The organism is Acinetobacter sp. S4397-1, from assembly GCF_024129285.1.
In the GTDB taxonomy this organism is placed as follows: domain Bacteria; phylum Pseudomonadota; class Gammaproteobacteria; order Pseudomonadales; family Moraxellaceae; genus Acinetobacter; species Acinetobacter lwoffii_C.
Genome location: NZ_JAMXXZ010000038.1, coordinates 1 through 17198 on the forward strand (window position 1 = coordinate 1; position 17198 = coordinate 17198).

13 protein-coding genes and 3 pseudogenes are annotated in these 17198 nt (G+C 38.3%); 3 read left to right on the forward strand and 13 right to left on the reverse strand.

Annotated features, from left to right (window positions below):
- Positions 1-105 precede the first annotated feature (105 nt).
- A pseudogene (locus tag NI467_RS13050) lies at positions 106-1545 on the reverse strand (TonB-dependent receptor plug domain-containing protein); the annotation flags it as partial.
- A 294-nt stretch (positions 1546-1839) separates the two neighbouring features.
- Here NI467_RS13050 and NI467_RS13055 point away from each other — a divergent pair.
- A complete protein-coding gene (locus NI467_RS13055) occupies positions 1840-2766 on the forward strand; it encodes a diguanylate cyclase domain-containing protein (RefSeq protein ID WP_163141003.1) in 927 nt (308 codons plus the stop codon).
- Positions 2763-3764, forward strand: coding sequence for an AraC family transcriptional regulator ligand-binding domain-containing protein (locus tag NI467_RS13060; RefSeq protein ID WP_005399817.1), 1002 nt, complete (start codon positions 2763-2765; stop codon positions 3762-3764). The genes NI467_RS13055 and NI467_RS13060 overlap by 4 nt, the downstream gene beginning before the upstream one ends.
- Positions 3765-3837: 73 nt before the next feature.
- Here NI467_RS13060 and NI467_RS13065 read toward each other — a convergent pair whose 3' ends face one another.
- The 4 genes and pseudogenes from NI467_RS13065 to NI467_RS13080 form a co-directional block, all read right to left on the reverse strand.
- Positions 3838-4527 carry a hypothetical protein gene (locus NI467_RS13065; RefSeq protein ID WP_228276958.1) on the reverse strand — a complete coding sequence of 230 codons (690 nt, stop codon included), beginning with the start codon at positions 4525-4527 and terminating at the stop codon, positions 3838-3840.
- A 35-nt stretch (positions 4528-4562) separates the two neighbouring features.
- Positions 4563-6074 (reverse strand): alkaline phosphatase, encoded by a 1512-nt coding sequence (locus NI467_RS13070; protein ID WP_253153351.1) that lies wholly within the window; start codon positions 6072-6074, stop codon positions 4563-4565.
- A gap of 14 nt (positions 6075-6088) precedes the next feature.
- Positions 6089-7705: an alkaline phosphatase gene (locus tag NI467_RS13075; RefSeq protein ID WP_131273880.1), complete on the reverse strand. Its 1617-nt coding sequence runs from the start codon at positions 7703-7705 to the stop codon at positions 6089-6091.
- Positions 7706-7862: 157 nt separating this feature from the next.
- Positions 7863-8057, reverse strand: a pseudogene (locus NI467_RS13080) (IS982 family transposase); the annotation flags it as partial.
- Between the two features lie 65 nt (positions 8058-8122).
- Between NI467_RS13080 and NI467_RS13085 the strand changes: the two are divergent.
- Positions 8123-8398: pseudogene (locus NI467_RS13085) on the forward strand (integrase core domain-containing protein); the annotation flags it as partial.
- Between the two features lie 27 nt (positions 8399-8425).
- Here NI467_RS13085 and NI467_RS13090 read toward each other — a convergent pair.
- The 8 genes from NI467_RS13090 to NI467_RS13125 all read right to left on the reverse strand — a co-directional run bounded on the left by NI467_RS13090 (position 8426) and on the right by NI467_RS13125 (position 16821).
- Complete coding sequence (locus NI467_RS13090) at positions 8426-9022, reverse strand: DUF6088 family protein (RefSeq protein ID WP_005234369.1); 597 nt, start codon at positions 9020-9022, stop codon at positions 8426-8428.
- Positions 9023-9046: 24 nt separating this feature from the next.
- The gene (locus NI467_RS13095) at positions 9047-9529 is read right to left on the reverse strand and encodes a Mov34/MPN/PAD-1 family protein (protein ID WP_005234367.1); all 483 of its coding nucleotides are present in this window, start codon (positions 9527-9529) and stop codon (positions 9047-9049) included.
- Positions 9519-11297 (reverse strand): ThiF family adenylyltransferase, encoded by a 1779-nt coding sequence (locus NI467_RS13100; protein ID WP_087933300.1) that lies wholly within the window; start codon positions 11295-11297, stop codon positions 9519-9521. Before NI467_RS13100 ends, NI467_RS13095 begins: the two co-directional genes overlap by 11 nt.
- A gap of 1 nt (position 11298) precedes the next feature.
- Positions 11299-12561 (reverse strand): nucleotidyltransferase, encoded by a 1263-nt coding sequence (locus NI467_RS13105; protein ID WP_087933301.1) that lies wholly within the window; start codon positions 12559-12561, stop codon positions 11299-11301.
- 3 nt (positions 12562-12564) lie between these two features.
- Positions 12565-13122, reverse strand: a complete 558-nt coding sequence (locus NI467_RS13110; RefSeq protein WP_253153352.1) for a 3'-5' exonuclease — start codon at positions 13120-13122, stop codon at positions 12565-12567.
- A 33-nt stretch (positions 13123-13155) separates the two neighbouring features.
- A complete protein-coding gene (locus tag NI467_RS14820; protein ID WP_087933303.1) occupies positions 13156-14718 on the reverse strand; it encodes an SAVED domain-containing protein in 1563 nt (520 codons plus the stop codon).
- Positions 14719-15088: 370 nt separating this feature from the next.
- The gene (locus tag NI467_RS13120; RefSeq protein ID WP_087933304.1) at positions 15089-16138 is read right to left on the reverse strand and encodes an AAA family ATPase; all 1050 of its coding nucleotides are present in this window, start codon (positions 16136-16138) and stop codon (positions 15089-15091) included.
- Positions 16135-16821, reverse strand: coding sequence for a hypothetical protein (locus NI467_RS13125; RefSeq protein ID WP_067766291.1), 687 nt, complete (start codon positions 16819-16821; stop codon positions 16135-16137). Before NI467_RS13125 ends, NI467_RS13120 begins: the two co-directional genes overlap by 4 nt.
- Between the last annotated feature and the right edge of the window lie 377 nt (positions 16822-17198).

A 17198-nucleotide genomic window follows, 5' to 3' on the forward strand; every position in this document is an offset into this window, starting at 1 on the left:
AAAAAAGAAGAGTTTAAGGAAATTTTGGCAATTTTAAGAAGGCAGAACCCTGATAGGATAAGGGTTCTGTGAAATTTGTCGTGTACAGAGAGCGTTTTTATTAATGGTTGGACCAAACTGACCCAGTTCATAATGGCTGTTTGAATTGAAATCTGAACTTGACGTACTGAGATCTTCATATTTCCATTCATCGGTATTGTTGGTTTTTTCACGTTGACTGATTTTTCCGCCGAACTTCAATGCAGCAGCATAATTCCCCAGCATATAGTCTTTCAAAAAGTCTAATTTACCGTTGTATTCTTTATCGGTGGTTTTAGATTTTTCCCACGACACCGAATCTAACTCATAGTTGGCCGCATCATAAAAATCTTGGTCTGCCGTAATTACAGGTTTTTGCGTACTATTAAATCCAACATTACTAAAATCACCTTGGTATTTTGCCCCCGAAATTCCCCCTGGATTTTCCTCCGATGCTTCGCTATAACCGAGCTGACCTTCCACCGTCCACGTGCCAAAACCTTGCTTACCACCGAGGACAAAAGACTGTATTTCTTGTGTTTCTTCACGGCTCTTCAGTGAACGAGTCACTTCTGCATCACCACGCTGGCCTGCAAGTTGTGGATCAGAAAATTCAGCCGCCACTTCCTGACGTGATTCAGTGTCTTTAAAGCGACTATATAAAGTTCTTAAATAGTATTCGCCTCTGTCATTCGGACGGTAATCAAAGTTTAAACCCGCACCAATGCGCTCACGCTCGATGTCATATTGACGCATTGCGGTTTCTTCAAGTGCGTCACCATCCCAAGCCCCACCCGTTTCAACATTGTCCGAGCCAAATTTTCGGTTTTGATAACTCAGTGCCAGTGCCACCCCAAGGTTGTCTTGCCCCTCACCAACACTGAAACGATTACTGATAGCACCAGATGCTTTAGGGCTATATTTTTCCCGTTTTTCATCATAACCACCTTCAATCGTTCCCGTATAAAACAAACCGTCATGGTCAAAAGCCGATAAACTTTCAACCTGCACCGTACCACCTAATGAGTTGGCATCCATGTCTGGTGTCAGCGTTTTCACCACAGCCAATGACTGTACTAGCTCTGAAGGTAAGACATCCAATGCTACGCCACGGCGATCGCTTTCAGGCGCGGGAACCAAAGTACCATTGATGGTTACTGCATTTAAGTCAGCGCCTAAACCACGAACGGAAACAAAACGTCCTTCGCCTTGGTCACGCTCTGTAGATACACCTGGTATCCGTTGCAACGCTTCTGCGGCATTGTCATCGGGTAATTGTCCAATGCCATCGGCATGTACCACACTGCTGATTTGGTCGGCACGTTTTTGTTCTTTGAGTGCTTTATCCATACTTGCAGCTTGACCAATGACCTGTACATATTCCACCGTGTTATCTTCGGCATGTAGATGCGTCATGCTCAGCATTGACAGGACCAGTGTGCTGAGCTGAAAACCCGCACGCTTATGTTTCATGAAACGGCTCTGATTATTTTGCATTATGTTCTTCCCCTCAAGCCAAAGTGGCATGGTTTGAACGCACAATAGAAATTGAATGTGAACATGATGTGACAGTGCCTTTTACGATCTGTCCTTTTTATTTGTTTTTGGCCTTTTTCAGCAAAAAATGAGCTAATTTGATCTGTATAGAGAAAATACTGAGCATACAGAATGATGCATATTCACCTCAAAGATAGGGTTTTTCAGCATTTTTATTCTCAAAAATCAAAAATACCCTGATCTATTTTGACCCTAGCCATTGCCATCAAACTGTCATCTAAATCTGTTTAGCTTGGGCGAAAATAAATCATTTCAAAAAATGCTATGCCTAAATACTTTGCTTACTACCGCTGGCCTTTATTATGTGTAGCGACTGCCTGTAGCTTATCCCTTTGGTTGTTTATCTTACTTGGGCAGAGCAAGTCATTTGCTGAATGGAACTGGGTCGATATTTTAGGTGAAGGGGGAGCAACTGTTTTTATTGGTATTTGGATTTTCTTTATTATTAAAAGCCGTCCTTTGGGCCGTGTAACCAACTATATCTTTTATGGACTGTGTTTTATTTTTTTCCACATGTGGATGGACAGCTTAGATGAGTTTATTCGCCTGCCTAAAGAAATCATGTGGGATGCATGGCTTGAGTCCATTCCTTTTCCAATTGGACTGTATCTATTTACCATCGGGATTTATTTTTGGCATCAAGAAGAACAGGCAATTTCTAAACACATGCAAAAACGAGAACGTATTTATCGGGATCATCGCTTATTCGATGCACTCACCCCTTTGGCCGATGCTCATTATTTTAAAACACAGCTCAAAGCCGCAATCGAGCAAAACTTGCATGAACCCAGCGACATGTCCGTTATACTGCTAGATATGCATAATTTTAATCAGATTAATCAAACACATGGCTTTGATGAAGGCACATCTATTTTACAGCATGTTTCACAATTGATTAGCTTAAACTTACGACCACAAGACCTGCTCTGCCGCTTCGCAGGAGATCGTTTTATTATGTTGTTACCAGAGACTAAGCTACAACAGGCTGAAAAAATGGCTGCTCAACTTGAACGCATGCTTATGGTCAGTGCTTATTATCAACGTGATCTGTCTGTGCACATTCCTCTAAAAGCACTCACGACCTGCTGCGCTGTCGGACAATACCAAACTGCCCAACAACTCTTGAGTGCCTTAAATCAGCAATTGCTCCAAGTGAAGCAGTACTACTCACCGAAGCGAGTCATGGTATGAGCTTTGAATGCGACTACAGCTACATTCCTGCGCATCATCAATTGTCTATTTTAATTGATTTGGCAGCGAGTCATGAAGTCGAACATCACGTCCTGCTCAGTGGCAGCAGTATTTTCTTAGAAGATATCTTTTCGGGGCAAAAACTAATTAGTCAACAACAGTTACAACAGGTTTTAAAAAATGCTGAACAGTGTTTTCGCAATCAGGACATCAGTTTTTTATTTGGTCAACGCAGCCTAACCACCCCCTTTAATGACGCCATTAAATCCATGCTTTATGCATCGACCTTCGATGAGGCACTTAGCCGTTATTTAACATTTTCCGCGTCCGTTTCACCTTGGTTATGCCCTCGACTCATGTACAGTCAAAGCCATATTCATATTTATTGGTTAGATGAAAACAAGCTTGAAAATCGCTTTTTAATCGAAAGCGCAATGAGTGCAGTACAAGCGTTTAGCCGTCAACTGTACCAAGCCAAATTAGCGTGGAAATTCGAGTTTAATTTTTCTGAACCGGATTATATTGAACAATATTGGACACATTTAGGCAGTGCTTTAGAGTTTAATCGCCCGATCAACATGATGAGCCTACCTCGCGATTTGATTTATGAAAAACTTCCCAATGCCTCTTCGACCTTAGCTTCAATCAGTTATCAATATGCGCTGAAAGAAATGACAGCTCAAAATATTCAACAGAGTTTTTTGCTCAGTTTGCACCAATATTTAATGCAGAATATTCAAAATAATATTCAACTTGAACAAACCGCTGACTATTTTCAAATGAGTTCTGCCACCTTAAAACGTAAACTGAAAAAGCATCAGACCCATTTTCAGGCGCAACTCGATCAAAGTCGTTTGCATACTGCCATAATTTTATATCGTGTACATGGTTTTAAAACTGAACAGATTTCTCAGTATTTACAAATTAACGATGCCACTAATTTTCGACGTGCGTTTAAGCGGTGGAGTGGTTTAACCGTACAAGCGGCACAGTCCTAAGCGCTTATTTTTCCCAAAAAAATCACGGGTATTTCTATTGTAACGTCGAAATTAAAAGTCAAAAACTCATCGGCTAATCACTAAAGTCCGCATAGTCACGTTCGCTGTATTTTTCTGTTTGTGTCCAAGGTATAGCAACATGTTGGCCAATTTTGCGCACGGTAAAGGTTTTGGCATAGCCTGAGGTCGGTTTGAGCAATTCGTATTTTTGAACCAGTTGATCCTGTTCACTCCATATAATATTCAACGTTTGCCCAGCACTGCGTATTTGATAATGCGCTAACTTCGGATCACGTTGAATCAATTGTGCTCGCTTTAAAATGTCAGGATGAATCAAACTATATTCACAGCGCCAACAGTTTTTCATCCCTAGCATTTCTTGATCGACATCCTGCAATTGCACCCGCATTTTTTCATCTGGCAAAATATAAAAACGCTGAAACGGACTTTCTACGTTTGCTTGCCCGACTACATCTTTGCGCTGCATCCACTGAATTGCACTGTCAAAACTCACATGCTCATGGGTGTCTGTTTTGGCAGACACATGAGCGTTGCTATGTGTCTGGGCTTCGTCAGCATGCGTTTGTGTGTTTAAACGTTCAATCCAAATATTTTGCTCATCTCGAATTATTTTCTCACTGTATTTTTGAATGGTCGTGACCCCATTGGCATCCAATCGTTCTATCTGATAATCAATACGATATTCATCGGCCGACCATACCCATGGACTGAGCAAACTGAAAGACAATGCTAAGAATTTCATTTTGAATTTGAACGGCCGTATAAATCTTGTATCCATTAGAATCCAAACGCCTTTTTCAATTGCTCAAATACCCATGTATTTTCTTGTGTGCCTTTGAATAGATTTGAATTCTTTCCTTCAGCAAACAGCATCACATCTCCGCCGCCATGTGTTTCGCTTTTCGTCAGTTGTACCCCGACTTCTTGTTTATAGTCGTCAGCAAAGGCTTGCTCGTTGCTAATACTGTCACGAATATCTAAACGTTTACCCGTACCATTTCCAAAAACAAGCGTCGTTCCTGTTGCCCCATTTACATCGCGGTATGGATTATGTACTTGGCCATCAGCCAGCACTTTGCTGTAAGCATTTTGCTCTTTTGCAATATTATAGTCATAGCTCAGCCCCAAAATACCTGGATTAGTTTCCGTCGTTTGACCCGTTCGTGCGGCATAACCATTAAAGGTCATCACATGGTCATGGTCTGCCGTCACTACAATCAAGGTATTGCTCAAATCCACTTTATCCAGTGCAGTTTGAATTGCATCATTAAATGCCTTGGTTTCCTGCAATGCCCGTTTGGCATTATTGGCATGTAGCGCATGGTCAATACGCCCACCCTCAACCATCAAGAAATAGCCTTGTCCATGACTCTGTGCTTGCAGTGCATCAATCGCTTTACTGGTCATCGCCGCCAGACTCGGTTCAGTCTCTATATTCTTCTTGAGTCGGTCCAAATCAAAATTTAAATGTGACTGTGTGGAGAATATGCCGAAAATTTTCTGAGTATTGACCGTCTGTGCCAAATCACTTTGGCTTAAAACGATTTGATAACCCTGCTGTTTAAACTCTGCCAATAAATCACGACCATCCAAGCGCCCTTTGGGGTTAGAGACTGCATCATAAGGCGTCCAATGATTTAAGCCGCCTCCCATAAGGACATTAATACCATCCAATAAGTTTGGATTATAAGCTTTACCTTTTGGAACAGCTTGAAGCGCGATATCGTATTGCGCATCACGGTGACAGATATGTGCATAGGTTGCCGCAGGTGTGGCATGGGTGAGTTCGGTCGTCGTCACTACGCCAACCGCTTTACCCTGCTTTTTTGCCAGTTCTAAAATACTTAACGCAGGCATCCCTGCGACCATACTACTGCCCTGTTCTGGACAACGGTTGATGGCTTTCGCTAAGCTTTTGCCATTCGGCAATTTTCCTTCTTCAGGTTCGACCGCAACCGTTCCTGTTGTCATGGCAATCACTTCATTTTTATTTTTCTGCCCAGTCATATAGGCACCCATAGAGGGAGCGCTATCTGTGGTTTGACCATCCTCAGAATAGGTTTTAATCCTTGCTGCGTGCTTCATGCTGTCCATGGCCAGTTTGCCATTTTCCCCCACAGCATAAATACGACTTGCCGTCACTGTGGTTGGTCCCATGCCATCGCCTAAAAAGAATATAACGCTTTTCGTCGGTGTAACTGTGGTGTCCGCAGCATACAAAGCACTTGAAGAAATCGACGCTGTAAGCAGAAGCATCATGTATGGGATGGTTTTTAAAGTATGTTTCATGTGATATCCCTCTGCTATAAGCCTGTGATCTTACGAATGAGGTGATTGACCTCAATATTTTCAAGGCTACCTGAGAACTGATCGGCTCCCTGACCAATCGCACCTAAAAACACATCTGCACCGCCATGCGTTTCTTTATCTTTATAGCCCGTTTGAATCACAGCTTCTTGTTGGAAATCATCCGCAGCAGTGCCCGTACACCAACCCGTTTCAGCCAAAGGATAGGTGAAACTATATTTTTCACCTTGTGGTGCCTTTGGCCCTTGTACAGGATGACAGACATCAGTGTCTTTTAAGTTCAGTACCAAGTCATCCATACGGTTTTGAGTGGGGCGTTTTTTGCCCGTACCAAAACCGATAATCGGATAAGGTTGACCATGAATATCTTGAGCAAAGCCCGCTTGATCATAGTTTTTTACCAATCCAAGCACACTGGTTTCCTTACCTTCGACGTATTTTCCTGTACGCTTGGCATAACCATTTAAAACCAAGGTGTGATCATGGTCGGCTGTGATTACAATCAGTGTATTTTTAAGTTCAGGATCACTTTGTTTAAGCTTTTGAATGGTTGCTTCTAAAGCATCATTTAAGGCAATCGTGTCTTGTAAAGCACGTTTGGCATTGGTGTCATGCAGCGCATGATCTATACGCCCGCCCTCCACCATCAGGAAAAAACCTTTTTTATTTTGCGTCAGGATGTCTAAAGCAGACAGCGTCATTTGCTTGAGACTCGGCTCTGCCAAGTTTTTCTTGGTGCGATCCAAGTCGTAATTTAAATGGCTGTGATTAAATAAACCCAATAATTTTTCATTTTTCGCCAGTTGCACTTGGGACAGTTGGTTTTCATCAAAAACCACGCGGTAGCCTGCCTTTTGCATCTCGGTAATTAGATTGCGCCCATCAGTACGTTCTCCACCTGCATCTTTAGGCAAAAATTGACGCTTACCTCCACCTAAAACCACATCGACTCCATCTTTGAGTTTGAGGTTATAGCGTTGATAATCATCGCCTTTTGAGCTCGGGACCAACTGTGATGCAATGTCATTTTCAGCATCACGGTGGCATATATGCGCATAAGTCGATGCTGGTGTGGCATGCGTGATCCGCGTTGTGGTCACAACCCCTGTCCCCCAGCCCTTTGCTTTGGCTAATTCAAGTAAAGTCTGTGTGTTTTGCTTATTTTTGTTTTGTGGGTTACTAACGCACTGGTTATTCCCTACTGAGTCAGGTTCAACCGCAATCGTCCCTGTCTGCATCGAGATCACCTCGTTTTTCATCTTCACACCGGTCATGTACGCGCCCATCGAAGGTGCGCTGTCCGTGACTTGCGCATCTTCAGAAAAGGTACGAACAAAAGCAGACTCAGGCAGCCGATCAATCGCCAACTGACCATCTTCACCAACAGCATAAATACGTGAAGCGGTAAGCGTGGTGATGCCCATACCATCACCCAAAAAAAAGACCACACGTTTCGGTTGTTGGACTTTTTCTTGTTGGAGCTGTTGCTCTGTATTGGCTTGTTGATTTCGCGTTATCGTAGTAGTTTGACAAGCGGTAAGCAATAAGGCGCTGAAACTTATACATACCACGCTGATTGTTTTTAATTGGAATTTTTCAAGAGAACCGAGCATGGCATCAACCCATCTAAAGATGGCTGAACCATACGCCGCAGATATTTAAATAAGATGACATTTAACTACTTTTTCATTTACTTGCTAAAAATAACCCGAAACCTATTTAAGCCAAGGATTCCATTACTCGAATGTTTAGCTTATTTTGATAACATCATTAGTAAGCATATAAAGATGCATAAATTCCAGCTAAGTACACTTCAATGCTTCTCGCTTTACTGAGGACTAAATTATATTACCCTTTTAATGAGCTGAATAAAGTCTCTATTTTATTACGATGCTTTAAATGATATTCATCATATATGGAGATTAAAACAGATTTCATATTCTTTCTGTTATATGCAATTAAATCAGTGCTTTATAATTTTATCTGCTTGGATGATAATCCTCCCATAAATAACTCAGCGGACGCTTACTTCTCAAAAGACTGATAAATCTGAGTTCTACGCTACTGTCGATATTAATTCTGAAGATATCCAAGACAAGCTAGCCGAATGGCAGCATTACTATAACTGGATGAGACCACATTCAGCTTTGAAAGGTAAAACACCGATGGAAAGGTACTTTGAATTATGTGAAGAAACCCCTTTCTCTGATGAGGTCCAGAAGCAATACAACCCATCAAATGAACGGATTCAACACGCCAATTACAAGATGGATTTAGAGATCGCTAAATTGAAACGATCTCTATGAATCACACATATTATTTCTACATCTCAACTATGATTCATCTATTAGTTTATTAATCCAACTTGGCTTTTTAGCTCTCAAAAATGTCTGAAAATCCTCTTCACCCAACGATTCTTTTAATTTGTTAATCATTTTCACATCAACAACCTTAGGGCCAAGAAAATAAAGTGCTGATACAGCCCAACCAACTCTCTCATGAGGATATTGAAAAACGTCGAGACAACGTGTTTTTATTAATCTCACAGTACAATCAAAAAATAAAAACTCTCGTGAATTTCTATTAGTATAAAAAACCTCTATTTGTGGAACTTGGGTACTTAAACCTAAATAATTTGCTGATATCCCTCCATGTTCTTGAAACATCTCCCCAGTACGCCTTGATAAGACTTTTAAAGTATTCTGTATATCTGGAGTGAGAATCCTATTTGGAATCATTCTATTCTTTTTGGTCTTGTAATAGACCTTCGGAAAAAGAATGAGGGAATCACCATTTTTTATATAATCTCTCAAAATCCATTGCAGCTTTTTATCATTTACATGGACACTAAAATCTAAAGCACTAAATACTTTACCTTCCTCAATTTTTTTATATTCATCAATTACAATTTTATCTTTGGAAAACTTCACAAAAGATACCCTTCTAAACACCAATTAGTTTAATGTAGCTTGTATAAAACCATTTTCTTGTAAAGACCAAGCTCTAATTGTATCGCCATTACTACCATTACCAACAATTACAGCTAAAGGGTTCGGCAACGAGCTAATATTCTTTCGTGAAAATTCACGAAAGCTTTTTATATCTTGCGGGGACAAATTAGGGGTTAACTCAGCATGGGTATGCCAGTATCCTACCAAAACTAACCCTTGATTTTGATACTCAATAGCCTCCTGCTTACACCTATTGGCATCTAGTTCCAACCATGTTGGACCAGAAAGGTCAGCATTATGTGGAGGTGTAGCTACTGCAAGCCATAAACCATCCGACATACTTGTATCAATAAATAACTGCCCGCCTTTCTCATCTTCTTTTAATTTTTGTTGATGAGAAAAGAATATGTCTACCACCTCTGTGGACACTTTTAATTCAACATCAAGCGTTTTCCATCGCCATTCCCAAGCTAGATCATAGCTCACTAGTACACTGCTCCTTTGGCCACTCTCTGGAAATGACAATTTGCTTACAACCTTCAGGTACATTCGGTCCAACGTACATACCATTCAATTCACGTATCTTTTCAATATCACCTATACTAGTAACCCATGTCTCAGATTCTACTTTTCCAGTAAGTACATCAAATACCGATTGAGCTGTTATTGCCGCTATTGTATTAATTCCAATAGGACCACCAGGGATAAACGCTTCTCCACAACCAGGAAGTGGGATGACCCCATTATCCTTCCATTCTGAATGTTGGTGTAAAAAGTTTCCATGCTCATCGAATAAGTAGCGTCCATCAGCAATACTATTTGGTCTAGTTATCAGCACATGCCCTATAATTGCATGAGGCTCAGCCCAAGCTTGGATTAAAGCCCACTTAGGTTGCCTAACTTCATGCAATAACCATATAAACTCTTCTGAATTCCAATCAGCAGTTGTAATTACCACCACATCCATTTCATCAAGCATGCTAATATTCTTAATACATTCATACTGAATATATTGTGGAATTGATGTAATAGTGATATGAGACAAATCTTTTTGGATTCGCTCTTTTAATGCTTGGGTTTTATATTTACCTAAATCATCTACCCCTAAAATATGTCTTCCTAAATTTGCACTTTCAAATCTATCAGGATCAACAATGGTGATGTTAGTAATACCTGCCCTCACTAGATGCATAATGACTGAACTACCTAAAGAACCTGCACCAATTACTGCTATTTTTTTATTTGCTATATCATTATTTGATAGTTCTATGTTTCTTGAATGGATTACATTTTTTGCTAGCAAATGAACTGGACTATGTTCCAAACTCGACAATGTTACATCGTTATTCTGTTGCTTACGTAATCGACGTCCAGCTCGTTTACCATAAACTTGATGGCTATCACTTTTGATACCTTTGTGTTTAAGAGTTATCGCTTGAATAATGGGTGGCTCAGTATCCGGGAGTTCTAATAGTAACCATCTAATAGGATAACTATTGTTTCTTTTATCCCATTCTAATAACCTCTGAAAATCTACTGAAGATATATGATTTTCAATCCATTCAAAGACTTTGTTGGAATTAGGAATTTCAACAGTTGGATAAGAATTTAAGCGAATAAAATATGCAACTGGTGCTAAAACTGATACTTTCTCTACCCTGTTTAATATTTTAGAAAGATGCTTTTCTATCATTGGTTGCTGCGATGCTAACCATACAACTTGATGACGTTTTATTCCTCCCCTTTGATCAGTGAGTCCAAAAAGCTCACCATTAGTTGAGGGATGTTCCAAAACAACAAGCTGATGGTTATTAAAATTTAATTGCAATCTCCAATAAGAACTTATTTCCCTATAAAATTCCTCGTTTCTATTACTTTCATTAGAAGAAGGTAATACAAGCTCCAATATCTTTGATAACCTCCTTAACGCATCATTTACTACACTTTCAGGCGAGTTTGCAGCGGGATGCTCTCCAAATCCATACAAACATAACGATTGTGGCATCGCATGGGGCCATAACAGCCAAGGTGAAGGACTTATTTGTAGACGCAAGCCAACTGTTGGAAAGCCTTCACAAAAGCTAATCCTGAGTATCCGTGAAACACCTAAGAAGTCCTCAGGTAAAGGAAATTCATACGCTAGCACCTCCTTTTCTTTTGGGTCTGTTTCTTTAAGCAAAGACATAGCATCTTCACCTAAATATTGGTGTAAAAATGCTATACCTTGTCTTATTTCTGGAGTGACTTTTTCCATCTTAACCAAGTCGACCTACTGGTTCATTTGAAGTATGAATTGATGCTGCAGATGAAGATGATCCTGTTAAGGCATTTAATGCTAGAGCATTGAGCGTTATTTGAGAGTTTCTTCCAGGTAATGTCCATGATTTATCAGGAACATTTATAATTTGCTCTTTGATAAATGCTCTTGGGACTCCAAAACTTTCCATAAGTTTATTTTCAAATGATTCTGAATTACCTAAGTCATTAAGTCCTATTAATACACTTTCTAAAGCTTGTGAATGCCACACAAAAAATGCTTCTCGATAAGATTCACCCTCACCATCTGGACGATTCCATTTTTCAGCAAAGTTTTCACCTGAATCTTTAGGATTCAATACAGCAAAGCCTTCATCAACTTGGGTTATAAACTGTGGCATGTATGCAATGATTTTTACAATTGCCTCAATTGGCCTTAGAGCCTGAGCCTGTGATTCTTTATAAACTTTCTCATATGCTTTGGCAGCTAGAGTGGTTATCACTGCAGAAATCGGTCGATACTCAGGACTTTCTGAATTTAATGCCCACTGATCACGATGTCTTTTTAGTAATTTAATAGTTGCTCTTAATGGATTATGTTCAGCGTAGTCTTCATACAAAGGCAATGGATCTTGAGTTGCACTATCCATTAGAACTTTATTATCAGCCATTTTTCGAATAATTTGGATTTCAAGCTTAGCCAAACTTTCTAACCACAGTGAATAATCACGAGGTGAACTGCATTTCCAACCAGTCTCTCTATCTGGGACCTCTAAATTTCCGTAACCAGCTGATTGACCATTACCTCGTGCATTTCGTGCTGGTGTAACATCTATGTGGAAGCCTGGATTTTCATCTGCATAAACAATTCTAATGCCTCTACGCAAAGGTTTGATGGGGGTACTAGTTCTAGTCCCTTCTTCGAAACGCCTTGTTAGTGCATCTAATACTTCTTTTGAATCTACATTCTGTGCGTTAGGAAGTAAGACAATAGCATCAGCATCAACATTGGCCAGATCCCCTTCTGCTTCAGGAGCTGGCTTGATTGTTGTCTTTAATCCAATCGAACCTTGCACAAAAATATGAGCATCTTTTAATATTTCATCTTCAGCTACATTTAAAATCGCTTGTAGATTACTATATCTATCTGTTATTAGATCGTATTGAGCAGGGGTTAATGAAATTTTTTGAACAATATTCATTAAAACCACTTCCCAACTATCTATTTGTGTTGGATGCTGCGCTTGTGCTACCAAATTCATAATTCACCCCTTTCTGTTTACTTCTTCTAAAATTAAATTAAATAACTCTGCTTGAAATATCGCATCCTGCAAAGCGTGATGATTATTAGTAAAATTCGGCTTTAATTTTTCAACTATTTTACTTGATTTAGTTTCTGACCAATCACCACCAAAACAGCCAAAATACATAGATTTAATATCTACTGAGGTATAGCCAAATGGATTATTTCCTAGATATTTATGGAAGTAATAGTTTATAAATGACCAATCAAATCCAACATTAAAACCAACAAATATAGGTATTTCGTTGGCTGTAACATTTTGATCAATCCACTTACAGCACTCAGCCATAGCCACATTTGCCAATAACCCTGTACTTAATAGAGTATCTAAGTTAAACCCTGTCACTGATAATGCTTCAGGGTCATACTTGTTTGAGATTGGCTTTAACTCACAGTAGAAATTGACAGTTGGTTTATCAACCAAACACATGCCAATTGACAATAAATCATAATCACCTGGTATAGGACCTGATGTTTCTACATCCACTGAGATAAAAACTTCTTTTTTCTTAATAGTCATATTCTAGTTCAAGGCATACTTATTGAGTAAAATTTAGGAAATATCTATTTCCTGATCTGTTCCAACTAAACTAACTTTTTTTGCACCAATTTGGATAGTAGGCTCAAATGGACCGTTGTTACCAGTACCAGGTTTACGTTCATATAAGATAAAATCAGCATGATGGCGAGCCTGCATTTTTTGACCTAATCGTACACATGCAGTCGTTGGTGCAACCATAATTAAGTGAACTTTCTGAAGTCTCCATTCATCTTGAATTTTTTTATAGGCACTATCAATTGCCTCTCCTAAATGCTCTAAATCTTTAGGATGGCTAATAGCATTAAAAGAACACTCATCAAGTGTTATTTCTATGGTTGGCAAAATAAACTCGTTATTGAATAAATATTCGGGCAATTCAGATCCAGGGATTTTTGCAGTTATATTCACCAATAATAGAGCTTCACTTTCCCCACCAACTTTCTCTTTGTGGGTTATGATTTCAAATTTATTTTCTTGTGGCTCAACTACTTCAGGCCATGCCCATTGTTTACCTTTGCATTCTATTTGCTGTCTATGGTACTGAAATAAAATAATGGGGTAACTATCTCCAATCAACCGACCACTTAAGATGAGAATAGACATGCCATGTAAAGGAAATAATGCTAGAGGTTTACGTTGTCTATCTTGAGCTACTCCTTGCAAAATTCTTTTCAACATAGGTATATCGGAGTTCAATAATTGAAATGCACTGGCCCAATAAACAGGGTTGTTTGATGCACTAAAATAAGCTGTATTATTAAGGAAGTATTCTGGATTTGTGGGGTTACGAGTTTTTCTCAACCACATAGCTTCATTAGCATCCTGACTATTAAAAACAAAAGGCTGACCTTCAATTGCACCACCAATAACAACCATTTGATATTCAGGGAACTTTAAAAAACTTAATAATCTATTAATTTCTTGTACATTCTCCTCACGCATCTTACGCAAATGTTCAATGCCATACTCATTTGGTGCAATTTTATCAATTAACCGATGACACTTATCACACAAAAGCATGATATTGGTTGGCTCATTTGCAAGTTGTTCAGAATCCTTATTACCCCGAGGTCCATCTTCAGATGAAGCTACAATATGCGCAAAATAACTATAATTTCCACTCATACTTGGGCTTAAATGCTCTCTTAGATCAACACCACACCCATAAAATTGACATCTCCATGCAGCAGCACATGCAACTTTAAACTTTGTAGCAGGGTTTACTTCACCCTTTCTACCTTTAGTTAAATCTTCTGATTTTTTTAACCAATCCTTTATTGTCTTTATGGTTGTTACTTTTATTGCTTCTTTAAAAGGTGGCTGATTTGATAAATTCTTAGAAGCACTTTCAAGAATTAACAATCTTTTTTTAGTAATCCATTGCTTAAGAGCAGTTACTACCTCTTCACCTAATTCACCACTGCCTAATTCAATCCAAGGGTTTCCATCTTCAGATTTGCTCACATAAATTTTTGCGTGGAATTTATTTAAATATAATAGAATTTTTGAATCAACTTGAAGAAGTTGTTCCTTTAATATTGTTGAAAACTCTGAATCATTAAATGCAATTGACACTATTTTTATCTCATTTTCTTTCTATTCCAACATCTTAACTTTAATATCAAATATTAAGAAGCAAGTTTAACGCTGATTACGACAAGTTTTGTCGTTTAAATAAAAAAACTATTCAAGATAAGTTGAGAAAGTTGAGAAAGTTGAGAAAGTTGAGAAAGTTGAGAAAGTTGAGAAAGTTGAGAAAGTTGAGAAAGTTGAGAAAGTTGAATTTACACCATTAGTTATTGAAAATAAGATTTTTATAATGAAAAGGAATTATGTATCCCAATAATTCCGTTCAATACATTTTTTAATTTTAACTCTTGTCACTCATGTCACTCATGTCACTCATGTCACTCATGTCACTCATGTCACTCATGTCACTCAGATTTTATTCCTTTAGAGACCAATACCATATATCACCACATTTTTCCCTTTTTATCATATCTGTTCCAGCAGCCACTCTTTCAGCAGTACTTTTAGAAATACCTTGAGCAAGATACCAAGCTTCCATTTCTTTCGAAGAAATTGGACTCTGTAATGTCAGTTTTTCTAATATGATTTGTTCTGCTTTCTCCCGCTGTGTTAGTCGTATTAGTCCACCTTTTTCAATTAAAAAGTCATCAATATGACCTTCAATAGGCTCTCCCCATTTTGTCGTAGATGTTTCAATATCATCACCAACTAGGACGGTATCTATTTGATAAGCCAAATTAATATTCTGTAGCTCATCAACATTTGATTTGAGTTTAGAAAAATAGCACTCACCCGATGATTGAATCTTAGTGGTTGCTAAAACCACACGTGCTAATGCCGTAAAAGCTTGTGATCCAATGATTCTATCTAAAAGTGAGATATCACGTTTTGCTTTACTCAGATGGGTTATACAAAGAATCGTGCAATTAAATTTTTCTGCAAACATCAATAATGGCTCTAAGGTTTGTCGCACGTAGTTTGCCTGATTCATGTCTTTTTTTAATAAGCTTACAATCGGATCGAAGATTATTAATCGTAAGTCAGGATTGGCTTCAGCATATCGATATAATTTGTCAATTTCGTCTAAATTAAAAGGCTTGATTCTTCCATGTTGGTCATAACAACCTTGCATAACCATGATATTCGAGTCATCACCGTTATAAGACATGATTCTCGGCTTAATACTGTCATGTACTGAATCTTCGGATGAGTAAATTAAGACTTTCCCTGGTACTTCACATTTCGCCCCATCAGGAAAACTGCCTCCAGTGGATATTGTGGATGCAATCGACATCGCAATATTAGTTTTACCTGTTCCCCCTTCTCCAGCAAATAACACTAATTTGCCTAAAGGTAGCCAGTTTTTCCAAAGCCATTCTGTGGCTTTAGCTTCAACAGAAGATAAAGAAATAGCTGCCAAAGATACTAAAGTGGATTTTTGAGAATTAACTTGTTGTCGATTCATTTATTTTCATCCATTTTAGCGTTTAAAAGCGTTAATTGATCAAGAATATATTGATAAGTTTGCTCAGATGTATACTTGCAGCATATTTCGTTAATGGATACAAATAAATGTTTATTTTCCTTAGGTTCATTGAAGCCAATCATGACTTTATGAATGTTTTTATCAAGTTGCTTTGAAAGTAAATGAAACCCAAAATCATTGTTACTAACATAAATCACTGGATGTTGCTTACTTGCGAGGACCCTAAAAACAAATCCAGAATCTGTAGTAAAGGCAATAGTCTTATGTTCCATGAACATATTTGCTGTAAGTATATAGCCATCTCCCACTTTGAATTCAATATGCTTTCGTAGTTCATACCTTGGTTCAGTTAATTGATTCCATTTTTTCGCCAATCCTGAAATAATAAATCCTGTAATTCGACTGATATCGTTCTTTTGACATAACGGTAAAGCTGTACATCCTTCACAGTCATAATCCGGTAAATCAAAGTATATATTGCTTTTTTTTCGCACTACATATACTCCATCATCCTGATCTAAAAGATTTGCTTTGAACTCCTCAGCTGACTTACATACGATCCTTGAACCGTTCTCACTATTAAAAGAGAAAAAGATGGAATCATCTTCGTCTAGTACAGTTCTATACTGGTTATAACTGCTTCTTTCTAAAAAAAAATTCATATTTAAATCTCTAAATTGTGTCTTTAAAAGATAGATCAACTGACTGAAGCATCAATGAGTTAATCTATAAATCCATTATTTCAGAGATTTTTTTTTCATGATCTATTTGATGCGAATTCACAGAAAAAAGTCTATTGTTTTTATCATTAGTATTAATAATCAATTACTTAAAAATCTAAAAAATAGCATTCTTCTAATAATTTATTGATACTTAGCTATTTTTACTGTTTATTAATTCATCAAATTAATAGCTATAATGACCTATAGAGGATTTTTTAGAACCAACGTAAGCATCCGCTGAACGCCATCGCCAAGTTTTAACGGGGTTCAGGTTTCCAGCGGTGAGGTAGTAATTCTTCTATTTGGGGCACTTTATG